Annotated in this window: 10 protein-coding genes; 3 read left to right on the top strand and 7 right to left on the bottom strand. The window is 43.8% G+C overall.

Translation table 11 applies throughout. The features are described 5' to 3' along the window. Positions 1–100 precede the first annotated feature (100 nt). Both AB6D80_RS07005 and AB6D80_RS07000 read left to right on the top strand, forming a co-directional pair. Positions 101–2233 (top strand): GNAT family N-acetyltransferase, encoded by a 2133-nt coding sequence (locus AB6D80_RS07005; RefSeq protein ID WP_372188121.1) that lies wholly within the window; start codon positions 101–103, stop codon positions 2231–2233. A gap of 530 nt (positions 2234–2763) precedes the next feature. Further along, the gene (locus tag AB6D80_RS07000; protein ID WP_372188119.1) at positions 2764–4434 is read left to right on the top strand and encodes a FapA family protein; all 1671 of its coding nucleotides are present in this window, start codon (positions 2764–2766) and stop codon (positions 4432–4434) included. A gap of 148 nt (positions 4435–4582) precedes the next feature. Here the strand turns inward: AB6D80_RS07000 and AB6D80_RS06995 are convergent, their stop codons facing one another. The 6 genes from AB6D80_RS06995 to AB6D80_RS06970 all read right to left on the bottom strand — a co-directional run bounded on the left by AB6D80_RS06995 (position 4583) and on the right by AB6D80_RS06970 (position 14172). Further along, a complete protein-coding gene (locus AB6D80_RS06995) occupies positions 4583–6697 on the bottom strand; it encodes a type I secretion system permease/ATPase (protein WP_009846012.1) in 2115 nt (704 codons plus the stop codon). Positions 6698–6714: 17 nt separating this feature from the next. Next, positions 6715–8625, bottom strand: a complete 1911-nt coding sequence (locus tag AB6D80_RS06990) for a LapD/MoxY N-terminal periplasmic domain-containing protein (RefSeq protein ID WP_009846011.1) — start codon at positions 8623–8625, stop codon at positions 6715–6717. Between the two features lie 5 nt (positions 8626–8630). Further along, positions 8631–9299, bottom strand: coding sequence for a transglutaminase-like cysteine peptidase (locus AB6D80_RS06985; RefSeq protein ID WP_012600028.1), 669 nt, complete (start codon positions 9297–9299; stop codon positions 8631–8633). Between the two features lie 59 nt (positions 9300–9358). Next, positions 9359–10750 (bottom strand): HlyD family type I secretion periplasmic adaptor subunit, encoded by a 1392-nt coding sequence (locus tag AB6D80_RS06980; RefSeq protein WP_009846009.1) that lies wholly within the window; start codon positions 10748–10750, stop codon positions 9359–9361. A gap of 112 nt (positions 10751–10862) precedes the next feature. After that, positions 10863–12173, bottom strand: coding sequence for a sigma-54-dependent transcriptional regulator (locus AB6D80_RS06975; protein ID WP_371707550.1), 1311 nt, complete (start codon positions 12171–12173; stop codon positions 10863–10865). 100 nt (positions 12174–12273) lie between these two features. Next, positions 12274–14172, bottom strand: a complete 1899-nt coding sequence (locus tag AB6D80_RS06970) for an ATP-binding protein (protein ID WP_372188122.1) — start codon at positions 14170–14172, stop codon at positions 12274–12276. A 190-nt stretch (positions 14173–14362) separates the two neighbouring features. On the opposite strand from AB6D80_RS06970, the gene pdxH reads away from it, so the two are divergent. Further along, a complete protein-coding gene (pdxH, locus tag AB6D80_RS06965) occupies positions 14363–14998 on the top strand; it encodes a pyridoxamine 5'-phosphate oxidase (protein WP_009846006.1) in 636 nt (211 codons plus the stop codon). A gap of 87 nt (positions 14999–15085) precedes the next feature. Here the strand turns inward: pdxH and AB6D80_RS06960 are convergent, their stop codons facing one another. After that, positions 15086–15868 (bottom strand): helix-turn-helix transcriptional regulator, encoded by a 783-nt coding sequence (locus AB6D80_RS06960; RefSeq protein WP_012600031.1) that lies wholly within the window; start codon positions 15866–15868, stop codon positions 15086–15088. Positions 15869–16146 lie beyond the last annotated feature (278 nt).

Here is a 16146-nt window from a genome sequence, read left to right as displayed (position 1 = left end):
ACTTCTTCTTGAAGATAAAAGCGGCTTTCCCCGGAAAGCCGCGATGAACCTTTTTATTTGGCTGTGATAAACTGTGTTTAGATGAATCTGGACGCTAACTATGACAAACCCAACCAACACTTTTCTGCATACACTTTCTAATATTGCTCAACATAACGATCACCGTTACGGCGTGGTCTTTGATGGCGATTTTGATTGGCAAAACTCAGCTGTTTTTACCTTCCTTCAAGACTCACACACTCCGAGCATCTTCCAGATCGGCGGTACGCCATTTGAAGGTGTGATTCATGCTCCAGTAAAAAAAGGCCAACAACTGCTTGGTCGTGAGTGCCAAGTTCTTGTTTGTGACTTTAGAGAGCAGTTTGATGCGAATGGTTTTAGTGCTGCGCTGGGTTCGTTAGTCGGCGGTGGGCTGCTGTTGGTGTTGCCGCCAAAAGTTGATGCCTCTGAAGATAGCGAGAGCTTTGGTCAACGTTGGTTAAAACGTCATTTCGATAAACTGATTTCTGTTTCACAACACAATGAAGCCGGCGATGTAGTTCAAGCAACTCACGCTCTTCCTCAGATGCAAAGCGCCCAAAACGGATTGGATAAATTTGAACAGCAAAACATAGCTGTTGAATTAGTTAAAAAGGTAGTGTCTGGACATCGTAAACGTCCTTTGATTCTCACTGCGGATAGAGGGCGTGGTAAAAGCTCTACATTGGGTATTGCCGCAGCGCAGCTGCTAGTTGAGCGTCACGGGTTTAATATTATTGTTACCGCGCCTTCAGTCAAAGCGGTAGAGCCGGTATTTTCTCATGCTAGCCAAGGATTAGAATCTTGCGAAGTGGTAAACGCTACTCACATTCTTCATCAAGGTGGCAGTTTAAGATTCGTTGCAGCAGATGAATTACTTAAATCTAAGCCTGATTGCGATCTGTTATTGGTTGATGAAGCGGCTGCAATTCCAATTCCGATGCTTAAATCCATAGCCGACATCTATCACCGTATGGTTTTTTCAACCACGGTACACGGTTACGAAGGCAGTGGACGAGGGTTTGGAATTAAGTTTGAATCCTGGCTTTCTGAGCATCGTCCGGGGTGGAAAGGCTTTAAGCTCGAACAACCGATTCGTTGGAATAGCAACGATCCGCTAGAAGCTTGGTTGTTTGATTGCTTCCTACTTGGTAATGACGCATCACTCACTGAATCGGCTGTTGATGAAATCGATGGTTTTTCTGCTGACGCAATCAACCAATTAAACTTGGTTGAGTTATCAAAAGCAGAATGCTTGGCTAATCCTGAGCAGCTACAACAATGTTTTTCTCTTCTCGTGGATGCCCACTATCAGACCTCGCCTAATGACTTAATGCAGTTTCTCAGCAATCCAGCAATCCGTTTATACGCCGCTTGGAAGAAAGATGATTGTTTAGGGTGTATGTTGGTGACGGAAGAGGGAGGTTTGGACAGCGAGTTGATTGCTCAAATTCAACTTGGAAAACGCAGGCCTCAAGGTCACCTTGCTCCTGTATTACTGGCAAACCAACTTGGTTGTACTCCGGCGGCGACCAGTCGGTGCCTTCGAGTTATGCGCATTGCTGTTTCAGCACGTCATCAAGGTTTGGGTATTGGCCGTTGGATGTTGGGGCAGTTGTCAAAGCAAACTAATCAGGCGGATTACTTAGCAACGAGCTTTGGCGCGACCAGTGAATTAATTTCATTCTGGCGCGATAACGATTTTGTACCTATGCACATTGGCCACCAGCGCGATCAAGCAAGCGGCTGTCACTCGGTATTGATGGTTAAGCCACTTAATGAAAACGCACAGAATTGGATCTACAATCTGATAAGTCACTTTGAACGTAGTTTCTGTTTTCTCACTTCTGGTTCTTTGGCTTCTCTCGAGGTTGATATGGTGCGCGCATTATTGCCAAGGCAAGCGGAATCTATGGCAGAGTCTGAAATCCAACTCCTCAGGAATTATGTCGATGGTGGTAATAGTTACGACAGCATTGGTTTCAGTGCCCTGAATTTGATTCTCCAGAGTAATGGTCATCAAGCTCACATAGCTGAACCTGACGCTATAATCGATACAGGTTTCGTTGTTTCAGACTTACTTATCGCGAAAGTCGTGCAGCAGAAAGAGTGGGGGACTTGTGTCGAACAGTTTAATCTAGTCGGACGAAAACAAGCTGAGCTACAGTTTAGAAAAGATGTCGGTACTCTACTATCAAATTTACACTGTAAATAGGTAGATCAACGATCGTCACTAAATTTGGAACGACAGAGCATATGTCGAGCTGTTAATTAGATTTACAGTGTAAATTAGAAGGCCGGATTTACACTGTAAACTGAACCGCGGTATGTAATGACCTATGTGATTTCAATTATCCAATCTTTATGCAATTTCTCAATTTGTTGAACATGTCCATCATGGCGCTCATTTCCTATCTCAATTCTACCGATCTAATCATCGCCGTTGTTTGGAAGGTATAATTTCATATTATCACATCAATTCATCCCGAATCGTTTGGTGATGAAGATCCGTCGCTGTATTGCGATCTTATGCTCGTACCCAATATTCATAGTTTGAAAAATCGTGAAAGAATCTTTTTTGTAAAGGTGAAGAAGAGATTAGAATCGGTCAGTCTTATTTATGAGTCCCTTTGCAACATCGAAAGTAAGTGATGTGACGCTGATTATTCTACTGTAGTGATTCTAAGCACAGAGCGAATTATATAGACTGCATAACAACAGAGTTATTAAGGGTACACAATTCGAATGTGGGATAGCATCGTTACATTGTCGGAAGATAGGAAGCAAGTGATGGCATGTCTGCCGTCTGGGTTTGTGGTCAACGCAAGCTTTGACAATAAGACATTACCAACAACCTTAGAAGCTTTGAACGCATCAAACTATTTTATTTTCGAAGAAGAGATACTGCGTTTTGTCACTCTTGCTAAAGAAGGTAAGGGAGAAGCTTATCAAGGAATATTGATTGCTGAAGTTCGTAATTCCAGTGTTACGGTTGAACTGTCTGATGATGAGATGCTCGCAAGTCTTGTTGTAACTGGGGCATATAATGGGCAGGCATTACGTGGCAGCGATATCATTCATTGCTTGGCTCAGGCTCACATAACGAAAGGAATTAATAAGCTAGCACTTAGAAAAGTCTTAATGATGAGTAGCAAGCTAAAGCCGGGTGAAAAATTTACTCAGCCCGTTGCCAAAGGTTCTCCAGCTGTGAAGGGTAAAGATGCTAAGTTTTCAGCATTGGTTGAAGACATTACTCATCAAGTATTAAAGCCTCGCAGTAAAGACGCCGGTAAGATCGATATGCGAGATCTCGGCGAAACCATTACCGTTGGTCAGAATGACCCGCTAATGAAACGTACTCCGGCCACCAAAGGTATTGCGGGCTTTACCGTCCAAGGTCGAATTATCCCACCCCTTCCGGGCCAAGACAGTTTGATTAAGCCGGGAAAAGGCACCCACATTTCCCCTGACGACCCTAATTTATTACTTTCTTCATCCTCTGGTCTGCCCATTATTAAAGAGCGAAGTATCGAAGTGGATGACGCCTTATGTGTTAGCAATGTCGACGTATCTACTGGGCACGTTAAATTCAAAGGTAATGTGTTTGTCTCTGGGAATATAGAACCTGGAATGATAGTGAAGGCGACCGGAAGCATTACTGTTGGTGGCTTTATTGAATCTGCAGAAGTTCAGGCTCAGGGGGATATAAAAGTCGCGAAAGGAATTATTGGTCATACGACCAAAGAGGATGAGCCAAAAAGTTGTAAGGTACTTAGCAAAGGCTCTATCACAGCAAGCTACGCACAGAATACTGAACTGCAAACCAGCAATGACATTCTACTCAATCTACATAGCATGAGTAACGACATTCGTTGTGGCAACAACCTCATTGTGATGGATACCTTTAAGAAGCATGGCACACTTAGTGGCGGTGAAGCTAAAGTCGGCGGTAAAGTGGAATGTGTTTTCTTAGGCGTTGAAGGGGATACAGCAACTAAGGTTCATGGCTTTGCTCGCTTCGAGGGATATCAAAAAAAGATAGCTCAATTGAAGGAGATTTATAAGCACGCTCAAGAACAAACCATGGACGTCATCCGTCAAGAACTCGAATTTAAGAAGCGACCAAAAGCGGAAAGAAGCGAAGAGCAAGCGTTGGAGATTGAGCAGCAACGAGAAAAAAACAATCAAGCGATAGAGAAGACTAAATTGCAGTTGGATACACTCGAAGCTGAATTTGAAACAGACCTTGCCGAGTGCACAGTAGAGGCGCACGAGAAAGTGTACACCCGTGTATCTGTTTTGTTTGGTGATGAGATGGTGACGACTAAGCGAACGCACGGCGGCAGTGTTTTCTCGTTCAATCAATATGAAATTCAATGTTCTTTCAAAATGGAGAAAGAAGATATCTCATTGTAATTGAGCGACTCTGAAATTGCCCAAGACAGAATAGAGCGGTTCGAGCAGTTTTCTGCTCATTAGAACAAATAAGAAAGGGGGAGCTGATGCTCCCCCTTTGCTTTTGCTGATATTGACTTAGTTCGATTCTTTAAGTCACATGAGCGCTTTAACTTGCCGCTTTTACCTTTCCTTGCTTCAAGTCTGACAGAACTTGTGATTTTGGTCCGTCGGCAATAATGCTGCCTTTCTCCATCACAATCACTCTATCCACGATATCCAACATCGACGTTTTGTGGGTGATAAGAATCAAAGTCTCACTAGGTAACAGCTGGCTCAGCTGATGCTTAATGTGCATCTCTGAACGGTTATCCATAGCGCTGGTAGGTTCGTCCATCAATAATACAGGAGGGCGCCCTAGGAAGGCTCTAGCTATGGCTATCGACTGACGTTGACCTCCTGAGAGTAAACCACCACCTTCACCTACTTGGCGTTCTAAGCCTGCGGGATCTTGCTGAGTAAAAGCGGTTACACCTGCACGGTTGGCTGCATCCATGACATCACGATCGTCAACCAACGGGCGTCCCAAGGTAATGTTGTCTCTTACCGTGCCATAGAATAGGTTACTGTCCTGCGGCACACAGCCTATATTGCGTCGTACGTCGACATGGTGAAGTTGTTCCATATCCGTATCATCAATGCGTACATGACCTTCTGTGGGCTTATACAGGCCCATAATCAGGCGTTCAAGTGTGCTTTTACCTGAACCAATTCGCCCAATAATCGCGACCTTTTCACCTGGACTAATATTAAGAGTCAGGTCTCTTATAGACGCGATTGGCGAATCAGGGTAATGGAATGTTACTTTATCAAGCGCGATATGCCCTTGAATAATCGGACGGTGGATGTATCGCTTACCTTCCTCTTGTTCACTGGGCATCGACATGACTTGTTCAATCAAGGTCATTGATGACTTCGCTTGGTTATAACGCGTAGAAAGCAATGATAACTGGACAAGAGGACCAATTGCTCTACCACTCAACATAGTAGCGGCAATCAAGCCACCCATTGTAAGAGTGCCTTCTGCCATTAGGTACACACCAAAAATAATCATTCCCACATTGGTACTTTGTTGAACAAAGCCAGCAGTATTTTGGATGCTATCGGTAATACGACGACTCTTGATATTCCAGTTCGCCATGTGCGCAACAGCTTCTTCCCAGCGGAATTGGAACTGGCTTTGAGCGCTGAATAGCTTAACGGTTTCTAGCCCCGCTAAACTCTCAATTAAGTTTGCGTACTTCTGAGAAGCAAGGCGAGAGCCTTCTTCAATGGTACGACGCAGCGGGCCTTGTATTAACAACGCATAGATGATCAGTATCACCACGCCAACGACAGGAACAAACACAAGGTTGCCAGCCATTAACCAAATTAACGCCAAGAACATAAGAGCGAATGGCAAATCGATTAATGAGCCTATTGTTGCCGAAGTAAAGAACTCACGGATTGACTCGAATTCTTGCAGGTTTTTAGCAAAAGCACCGACAGAAGCAGGCTTCGCTTCCATACGAATCCCGAGCACCTTACTGAACAACTTAGATGAAATCAGGATATCGGATTTCTTACCCGCAACGTCAATAAAGTAGCTTCGCATTAACTTTAAAAGTAAGTCAAAGAGGAAGACGACAAAAATACCACTCGCGAGTACCCATAGCGTCTCAAACGCAAGGTTTGGTACCACTTTGTCGTACACCAAACGAGTAAACATTGGAGCTGCAATAGCGAAAAGGTTGATTAGAATTGATGCGATCAGCACATCTCGATAGATTTTTTTAGATTGCCAAATTGTGCTCCAAAACCAGTGACCTTCGCGCGTTTTTAAAATTTCCGGTGAGCGTTCATCATAACGGAATTGTTTCTTTACTAAGAAGTAACGGCCGATGAATTGCTCTTTCAACTCTTCGATTGGGATGACGATTGGCATCATCCCACTTTCCGTTGTGATGATTTCGGCTTCTTGCTTCTCAATATCGATACTATTAAGAACGCAAGCCTCACCTTGCTTGAGTAACAATACGGCTGGCAGAATTAAGTGAGGGATGTTTTCTAGATCGGAACGGTTTTCTTTGGCCACTAACCCCGCACGCTCTGCAGAGCGAGGGAATAGGAAAGGGGTTAGCTTTCCATCAGAGAGTGGTAGCCCATTGATCAACGCTTCGGGCGAGTTGGCTAACCCGTAATACCGACTAACGTAGATCAGTGAGTTTAATAGTGGATCTTGCATGCGATATAACCTTACAACTATTTATCAACAATGAAGCCTTGGAACACTTCTACGTAGTTATCAGACAAAATATCTAACTGAGTCTGAGTTTCAATTCGTGACGCAATAGTCGTCACACCAAGGTTATGAGCCGTTCTTGAGATAGACGTTAACGTAAATTTCTGTTTTTCGTCATCAAGGTTATGAGTAAATAGGTAATCCAGCTTCACATAGCTAGGGCGGTACTCGTTGATGTAATCGAGCGATTGGAAGTTGCGTCCATAGTTATCGACACCAAACACCGCATCAGCGTTGCGAATGGTGTTACACAACAGTGCCGTGTAGTGAGGAACATTGACGAAACAGTTTTCGGGAATTTCAAAATGCAACAGATGAGCGATTGACGCATTTTTCTCAAGAGACTTTCCGATCCAACGGATGAAGCTTGGCTGAGAAATACTGCTTGGCGAGATATTGATAGCAACGGGGCTAGTAAGCTCTTTTGCATTCAGCTTATCAATCATCTTCTCGATAACGTATTGATCGAGGATATGGCTCATTTCAAGCTGTTCTAATGCGTATAAGTATTGGTTGGCACCGTAACGAACCCCCTCTTTCTCAATCGCAGAGAACACTTCTTGGTGATAGGTTTTGCCAAAACTATTATTTGCAGCTTGGAAGCGGAAAGTTACTAGGTCATTGATGATTGCTTCTTCGACCAACATGCGCCATTGCTGTTTACCCATTACAGCGCCATGGTCGTCAGCAGTTACGTAACCGTAAGCGAGCTCACGGTTAGCTTTCGCGCTAGACAGTGCGTTATCGACCAAAGACATGATTTCAGTACTGGTTTTACGTTTCTTGCTGTATGTCACACCGAGAGCTATGTGTGGATTTGCCATACCTGTTGGATCTGAACCTAGATTTTGAATGCAGTTTACGATGCTGCTCGCGACGAGTTTCAGTTCATTTTCATCAATGTTCGGCATAATGAAGCCAAACTCATCACTAGAAATACGAGCGATAGTAATATCTGGAGATGAAATAGAAGCCTGTAGCTGTTCAGCTAATTGGTGAACTAAGGCATCGCCTTCTTGATAGCCTTTGTCATCATATTCTTCACTAATAAATTCGGCTTTTAGCACCGCCAGACCACCTAAACTAGACTCTTCTAACCACTGAGTTAGTTGAGACATGTAGTAAGCACGGTTACCTAACTGAGATACAGGATCGATATACGCGCGTTCACGAAGTCGTTGCGCTTCTTGTGCTTGGCTCTTAAATGCAAGTTCAACTTGAGTCGACATGTGGTTAATACCGTCGACGACTAAGATGAGGTCTTTTGTTTTAGGGCGAACCAGAGGCTCACCGAACTGATTTTTGGCGATTTGATCCATTTTTTTTATGATTAATGACAGCGGACGTAGTGCTCGTTGGAGTATCCATGAAATCGAGATCAAACCCAGTAAGAAAATCGCTCCAAAGAAGGTCACTAGCCGTGTAAATGCCTCCCAAAGCTGAGTATAGGCTGGGCCTGGGTGGCTCACTATCTCAACTTCAGCAAGTTGCATCCAACCACTAGTAATCACGCGGCGATCATGAATCGGTTTAAACAAATTCAGGTTGGTAAACCATTGTGGGACACCACTTGGTTTCACAGGGTATGAACGAAGAATATCATCTCCTGTGTCTAAAAAAATCAATCGTACGACAGAGTAAGAACTACCATCAAACAGTGCGTTGATAACAGACTCTACAGCCACTTGATCCTTTTCTTCGAGGTAAGGGGCGAGCGCCAGTCCAACAGTATTAATGGTATTATTTACTTCAGAGCGTTGCTGCTCTTCTAAGTAGTCACGGGTGGTATTGAATTCGATCATAAAAACTGAGGTCATCAGTAATATGAAAACCGCAACCATTCCGACCACAAGCTGTTTATATAAAGTCATTGTACCTACTCATCGTAATTGATAATGGGTTTGTTTAATTTTAGAGAGCGCTCACGCGAACGTAAGTCGTTCCATAAGCTCAATCTTGAAGATTTTCCTGATAACTTGCCGCTGCCTGCCGCCGACTTGATTAACCATAGGTTTTTACCATTGAAGCTGTATATCGGTCGTAGATCTCTGCGCTTGGAGCCGCGTTTTATTTCAGGGTTTAAGTTGTCTAAAATTAGTGGTTCTGCACTGGGTGTAGAGTAGTAAGCCAACACCATATGGAATTGGTTTAACTCAAGTGCTTTTACGTACACTAATCGTAACTTCTTATCTGGGACGCCCAGCTCAAGTAAAGAGAAGTATTTTGCGATAGTGAAATCTTCACAGTCACCCGCGTTACTACCCAAAAACTCCAGCGGTGTCGCCCAGTAGTCATTCTTTCCCCAAAGTATACTGTCATCGACAAAGTACATTTGGTTGAAGAACCGGTTTACCGAATCGAGTTTCTCTTTTTCACTTAACCCTGCGTACGACGTCATATTCGAGCGCCATGTCGATACTCGTTTCCCTGCTCTTTCTCCGTAGGTTACAGAGACTGCGTCTATCCACCTTTGGTCACTCTTGTTCAGTGCTCCGGAAGTAAAAGAGGTAAGGAACAGCAGCAATAACGAAAAACGAGATTTCATTGCCGCTGCTCTTGTTTTTTCACTGCATCTAGGAAGACGTTCTCAAGCATTAACCGTCCTTACTCTTTTAGTGCGTTGTTTTGAGCACTCAAAATTGGCTTCAACATATATTCAAGCACGGTTCTTTTGCCGGTGATGATATCGACAGAAGCGGTCATACCGGGAATGATAGGCAGCTCTTCATTAGCCCCAAAACTGTACTTCTCGGTACGAACACGCACGATGTAAAAACTATTGCCTTCTTCATCTTGAGTGGTGTCAGCACTGATGTGTTCCAACACACCCACTAAACCACCATATTTAGTAAAGTCATAGGCACTGAACTTAACCACAGCGCTCAATTCTGGACGGAGGAATGCGATATCTTGTGGAGCAATTTTCGCCTCAACTAATAGGGAATCTTCAGTTGGTACAATCTCAACAATGTCCATACCCGGTTGGATAACACCGCCTACGGTATTAATACCAAGCGTTTTGACGGTTCCTGTTACTGGAGAAACTACTACAGTACGATTAACTCTGTCTTCAAGGCCAACCGCTGATTCCGTCATTGCAGATAGCTTATCTTGTGCTTGGTTTAGCTTCTCTTGTTGTTCTGATCTGAAGTTCAATGCAGCATCGATACGACTGAGCATCGCTTCTTTGATTGCTGAACGTAGAAGAGGGATTTTGAGTTCGCTAGAGGTCATTTCTCGGCGGGTGTCGTTAACTTGTCTTTGAAGCTTGAGCAGTTCAATTTTTGGCACCACCCCTTCATCGGCAAGAGGTTTTGTTATATCTAATTCTTGGCGGGCAAAGTTGTAACTCTGTCTTAAATTCTGAACACGCGCTTTTATTTCAACTAGGTCTTGTTGTTTCTGTCCAACCTGTTGATCAAAAACGGAAAGTTGGTTCTTCAGATTATTCAGATCTTGACGATATTCTGCTTTTTGGCGATTAACCAATTTGGGGTGAAGGTCGTAGAATAGTGGTGGGAAGGCAAGTTTACCATAGTCGAGTAAGACACTTTTTTTCCACTCTTTTACTGAGAATTCTTCATTGATAACCACACTGGTCAGCGAAGCGGACAGCATGAGTACATTAGCCGTTAAGTTCGCAACTTGTTGCTCACGTTCACGAAAGTCAGAGCGGAATCGAGTGTCATCTATTAATAGTAATTGTTGCCCTTTTTGAACTCGTTGCCCTTCTTTGACTAAAATTTCTTTAACCAAACCACCTTCAAGGTTTTGCACCACCTGAATCTGAGAGGAAGGGATCACCTTGCCTTGGCCAACAGTCACTTTGTCGATTTCAGCCCAAGCAGACCAACCAATAGCAGCGACAAAAAACAGAACGATAACCCACAACATAATACGCGCACTGGTGGGCGTATTGAGGAGCAGTGCCGCTGTTTTGTCATCGACATACTCAAGTTCGGTCTCGTTCAATTTGCTGAAATTTTTCTGACTCATAACAGTCCTTGTTCGCTAAATAAAAGTGCAAGCTTTGTGAGTGTATTCTTACTTTTGATAAATGTTAAGGCTTTGCTCCTTTAAATCTTTGAATTTATATATTTTTTAACTCTTATTGTTTTTTGAAATCTGTTTTATCAAGTTGGTGTTTTCTCAGCTTGTCATAAAGCGTTTTTCGCGATACTTGCAGCTCTTGCTGTACCTCTTTTAAGCGCCCTTGATGACGATGTAGTGCCTCTATCAAGATGATTTGCTCAAAGCTATCGGTTCGTTGGCTTAATGACAGTTGTTGCTCTTCAGTCTTTAGAACGATGTGGCTCTTATCGCTTTGATCTTGATCTTGATTATGATTAGGCTCTGATTCAAGCGATGTCAGCTTGGGTTTAGTCAACACTCTGAGCTCTGCATGTTGGCGAAGTTGTCGAATATTTTCACTCCAGTGAGTGGCGATCAATCGTTGAACCTCTTTTTCTGTAATCACCGGAGGGGGTAACTGATATCGACTTGCCGCACCACGAGCGAAATGTTTAAACAAAGAACCAATATCTTCTGTTCGTTGCGCTAGCGGTAGCAAATCAAATCGACGGAACTCACTTACCATTGTAGTAGGAAGTATTGTGGTTGCTAAAATGATACAAGTTGCACTGGTCTTGCATGAGTTTTCACGAAGTAGAGTGGGTTTTAGGTTCGCTAGCCACTGCCATTGGTCTTGAGTTAATGCTTCTGTTTCATGGATATAAAGTGTCCCACCCTGATGTTTCAAGAACAGTTGCAAAACAAACAGATGGAATGTCGTTTCATCATTGCGCGGTAAATTAAACGCAGCAACAGGGCAAAGCTCTGCGGCTTGATGGCTGTGAAGATCGTGCGTGTACTGCGCCGTGACCCTTTTACCCGTTCCTAAATCACCGACGAACAGTAGAAGTGGGTTAGTTTTGGTATCTAGAGAGATCAGTTCTCGGCGTAATGCCTGCATTGATGGCGATTGACCAATCAGTTTTGGACCCACCTGATTCTGTACCGCCAACTCTTTACGTAATAGATTATTCTCTTCAACCAAAGCGAGCTTATCCGATGCTTTTTTTACTGCGGTCAGCAGGGCATCGACCACAAACGGTTTTTCCAAAAAATCATAAGCGCCTGCTTTCATTGCGGATACGGCTGTTTGCACGTCCCCATGGCCTGTCAGTACGATGATCTGAAAATGAGGGTTTTGATTCAGCAGCTTTTGTGTCAATTGAATGCCATCCATCACTGGCATGTGAATATCGGTAATGACAATCCCAGCTTGCGTCACATCTATTCTCTTTAGTGCCTCAATGGCATTGGGGAAGCAGGCAATATCGATGCTTTCAATGAGCATGGCTTGTTCTACGGAGTCTCGAATGGCGGGTTCATCATCGACAAAATAGAGTTTAGGCAGAGGGTGCAAAAGTCGAATCCTTAACAGTATGTGAGGTTAGCTATGTGTGAAATTAGCAGTATGTAAAATTCATTTTCTAATCAACGATAACAACGGCACGTTAGCCCTTATCGTTATATAACGGGATGTTTAGCGAGAATACCATGCCTGAAGGCTCTAATCGGTTGGCGCTGATCGTGCCGTGATAAGCTTCAATAATCCGTTTCGATATTGAAAGCCCTAGCCCTAAGCCTTCCGGTTTAGTGGTAAAAAACGGGTTGAACAGCTGTTCTAGCTTATCGTCCGGCATGCCAATTCCGTTGTCCCAAATGATCAGCTGACAAGAGTTATGATGCAGTTGCCATTCGATGCCTATCTGTGGGCTGGCCGGTTGGTCAACGTTTTCCAGGTTTTGTTGCTCCTGCAAGATTTTCTGTTCAAGAACTTGTTGTTGAAGCGCTTGGGTCGCGTTGTGAATTAGATTCACCAGTACTTGCTCGAGTTCGGTTGGATGAATTGCAATATTAATGTGATTTGGCACCGTGCTTAGTCTTAGTGTAATGCCTTGCTTGATCATCAGCGCACTGAGAATACTGGTGGCGTTGTTGACCGCTTGGTGCAGGTTCGCGACATGATGTTCTTGTTTAGTGACCTTGCGAGTAAAGACTTTGAGTCGCGCTATGATGTCGGTAATGGTGTTGTTGAGGCCAATCATTTTCTCAAGATTACTCTTCACTAAATCTGTCCGTTCCATTTCTAGCAGCTTTAAGCTGTTCTCACTGTAGGTTCGAAGCGCTGCAAGCGGTTGGTTGATTTCGTGGTTAATGCTGGCTGACAGCTCTCCGAGTACCGCTAATTTTGCTGTTTGGGTCAGCTCTTGTTCTGTCTGCTTCAGCTTTAACTGCGATGCTTGGTATTGAAAAATGGTTTGCTGAAGTTGTTGATTGGATTTCTTCAAATAGTGAGTACGTTTATCAACGGTTTGTTCTAGGTTTTGGTTGAGCCGGGTTAGCGCCACTTTCGCGACGTAAGTCTGTCGCCACGACCACGCGATGAGCATCACCAAGCTGTAAATCACCACGAAGATGACATCGATCTGCAGCACTTTAATAAGCTCTGCTTCGGCCTTTTTTAATGCGACAACTTGGTACTGATTGTTACTGAAGGTTGCGGGGTAAAGATTGAACGGCCCAAGTTTAAACAATCGGTTTGCCGTGAGTTCTTTTTGTACTCGATTTGGTTGAATGTTGTTGGGCTGATTAGCGTCGTTAACTTGTGGTTGATAGTTGGAAGAGCGAAAAGCTTCTATGATCGAAATTTCGCTTTGACCGTATTGACGTTGCAGGGCGATATCGGTTTGTTGCTTCTGGCTTAACGGCAACAACGAGTGATAAAGCCATTGAGTTTGGCTGGAGAGAAAAACCACTTGGTTAGAGTCGAGTACCACAATCTCAAAATCATCGCTGGTTAGGATGTTTTCAAGGTTCTCTAGACTCACTTTAACGGTGATAACCCCAACAATGTCATTCTCTATATACAGAGGCGAAGACAAAAAGTAACCGCGTACGTTGGAGCGAGCACCCAGTGCGACATAGTGTGTGCTGTTACCTTCAATCGCGGACGCAAAATAAGGACGAAACGAGAAGTTCTCACCCACGAAAGTACCTAGCTTCTGGTAATTACTGGAAGCGACCACAGTACCGCTCGGGTCATGAATATAGATGGTGTCAGCTTGGCTTTGATTAGACCATTCAAATAGCAATTGATTGAGCTGCGCCGCGGAAATCTTGTCTGTTTGTGGTGATGAGTCAAAATAAGAGAGCAGACGTGGGTCATGGCTGAGCAAATCAGGGATCTGTTTGAATTTATCCAGTTCAGAGTCGATTTGTAGGTTCGCTTTATTGGCTGCTTCGTTGAGCTTTTGAGTAACCACTTTTTCTTGAAATTGTACTGCCAAAAAATGAGTTGCGCTCAGCCCAATAGCCCCCAATAACAATGAGAATAAAACGAAGGGAGTCATTATGTTAAGCAGTATCTTAGTCACTAGGATCTCAGTATGTCATCGGTTTGTATAAAGATTATCAATATGATGGATAGAGTACCGAGATCTTGTTAACACAGAGCACCTTCTGTGAGACAAAACCATGGCTTAGACTTGTGTTTCAAAGGATTACAGCGCAAAATCAAAAAAAATTGAAAGGAGCAACCAAATGGAACTGACCGATATTCGTCGCGAATATGCTAAGGGTGGATTGAGACGTAAAGACTTAGCCGCAGACCCGATTGAGCAATTCAATCTATGGCTAGAGCAAGCTATTGAAGCTAAGTTGACGGACCCTACTGCCATGACAGTTGCTACGGTTGATGAAAATGGTCAGCCATTCCAGCGAATTGTTCTGCTAAAGAATGTTGATAAAGACGGCTTCGTTTTTTACACCAACTTAGGTAGCCGTAAAGCGCACCAGCTAGAGCACAATAGCAAAATCAGTTTGCATTTCCCTTGGCACCCTCTTGAGCGACAAGTTCATATTACGGGCACGGCTGAAAAACTGACAGCAATGGAAAATATGAAGTACTTCTCGTCACGACCAAAAGAGAGCCAATTGGCCGCAATTGCAAGTAAGCAAAGTAGCCGTATCTCTGCTCGTGGGATTTTAGAAGGTAAATATCTAGAGCTTAAACAGAAGTTCGCGAAAGGAGAGATTCCTGTGCCTTCTTTCTGGGGTGGCTTCCGTGTGCGTGTGGATAGCATTGAGTTTTGGCAAGGTGGAGAGCACCGCTTGCATGATCGCTTCTTGTTCTCACGCCAAGATAGCCGTTGGGATATCGACCGCCTAGCGCCTTAATTTGCTTAACTGCTTAACTGATCCAAAAATACCGTTGATTAGACTTATCAACGGTATTTTTTTGTCTGCATCTCATCAAACCAATATCTAGTCACTGTGCAGAACAACGGAGATCTGCTTTTTAAGCAGGGTTTCTGGGATCATAGAGCCTAGCCCCGAGTCCAACGCATACTCAATCAACTGGCTTTTACTGCGCGCATCAAATTTCTGTTTCAACCTGGCGACATGCCCTTCGACCGTTTTGATTGAAATGTTCAACGTAGACGCGATGTACTGTGGTTTCTTGCCGAATAGCAGCAAGAACAGCACTTCTGATTCTCGCGAAGTCAGTCGCTTTTTGAGCTTTGATATGCGTGGCTTTGATCCTGCAATGGACACTTGATTGTCTTTTTCGCAAGTTGCCTGACACACCCAATGGCCTACTTCTAAGATGGCGGTGTCGGTGAGTTCTTGGCCATAAAAAATGGTGCCTTGAACTTCGCCATTCCCATCAAGCCAAGGGGTTTTAGTAAAAATATGGGCGTGCCAGCGTCCGTCTGGATAAGGGTGAATATCGAGGATTTTAAGAGTACTGCGTGTATCCATTACATGTTTGTCTTGAGCCCTGAAATCCTGCGCGCATTCGGTTGTTTGACTAGGCATATCGAAATCGGTTAAGCCCGTACAAGTTTCGTTGGGTTTTAAGCCAATTAATTGGTTGTAAGCAAGGTTGGCATACACGAAGACAGAGTCAGTATCTTTGCACCCCCAGCAACCTGGAAGTTGTTCAAATAAAGAACGATGTATGGAGTTGAGGGGATCCGGCAAGGTTTTATCTCGTAAGAGGGAGTATTGCAATGATATCAGCTTCTTATAGAGCTGCAATGACAATTAGAAGTCGAGTTATGCATCAAAAATGGAGTGTGATTAATGATTGAACGGCATGTTGTTTAAGTGTGCCTTTATTGATCAATAGCTAAACAAAAAGGATGAGAAAAAAGCAAAAAAAAGCCAGCCTGAAGAAGGGCTGGCCAAAGACAAGATATACCTTGTCGACACGTAGAAGATTTCCAGCTTAATTTACGAGGGTCATGTAAATTAAGCTGAGGTATCAGATAGATACCCAGAGTGACTTACTACTCTATCGACGAATTTACTCCTAGGTGAGA

It is taken from the genome of Vibrio sp. 10N.247.310.17 (genome assembly GCF_041466605.1).
Taxonomy (GTDB): Bacteria; Pseudomonadota; Gammaproteobacteria; order Enterobacterales; family Vibrionaceae; genus Vibrio; species Vibrio tasmaniensis_A.
This window is presented reverse-complemented; position numbering and strand designations above follow the sequence as displayed.

Coding starts and splice junctions, on each gene's coding strand:
- AB6D80_RS07005 (WP_372188121.1), top strand. CDS start 101: ATGACAAACCCAACCAACACTTTTCTGCATACACTTTCTAATATTGCT.
- AB6D80_RS07000 (WP_372188119.1), top strand. CDS start 2,764: ATGTGGGATAGCATCGTTACATTGTCGGAAGATAGGAAGCAAGTGATG.
- AB6D80_RS06995 (WP_009846012.1), bottom strand. CDS start 6,697: ATGCAAGATCCACTATTAAACTCACTGATCTACGTTAGTCGGTATTAC.
- AB6D80_RS06990 (WP_009846011.1), bottom strand. CDS start 8,625: ATGACTTTATATAAACAGCTTGTGGTCGGAATGGTTGCGGTTTTCATA.
- AB6D80_RS06985 (WP_012600028.1), bottom strand. CDS start 9,299: ATGAAATCTCGTTTTTCGTTATTGCTGCTGTTCCTTACCTCTTTTACT.
- AB6D80_RS06980 (WP_009846009.1), bottom strand. CDS start 10,750: ATGAGTCAGAAAAATTTCAGCAAATTGAACGAGACCGAACTTGAGTAT.
- AB6D80_RS06970 (WP_372188122.1), bottom strand. CDS start 14,172: ATGACTCCCTTCGTTTTATTCTCATTGTTATTGGGGGCTATTGGGCTG.
- pdxH (WP_009846006.1), top strand. CDS start 14,363: ATGGAACTGACCGATATTCGTCGCGAATATGCTAAGGGTGGATTGAGA.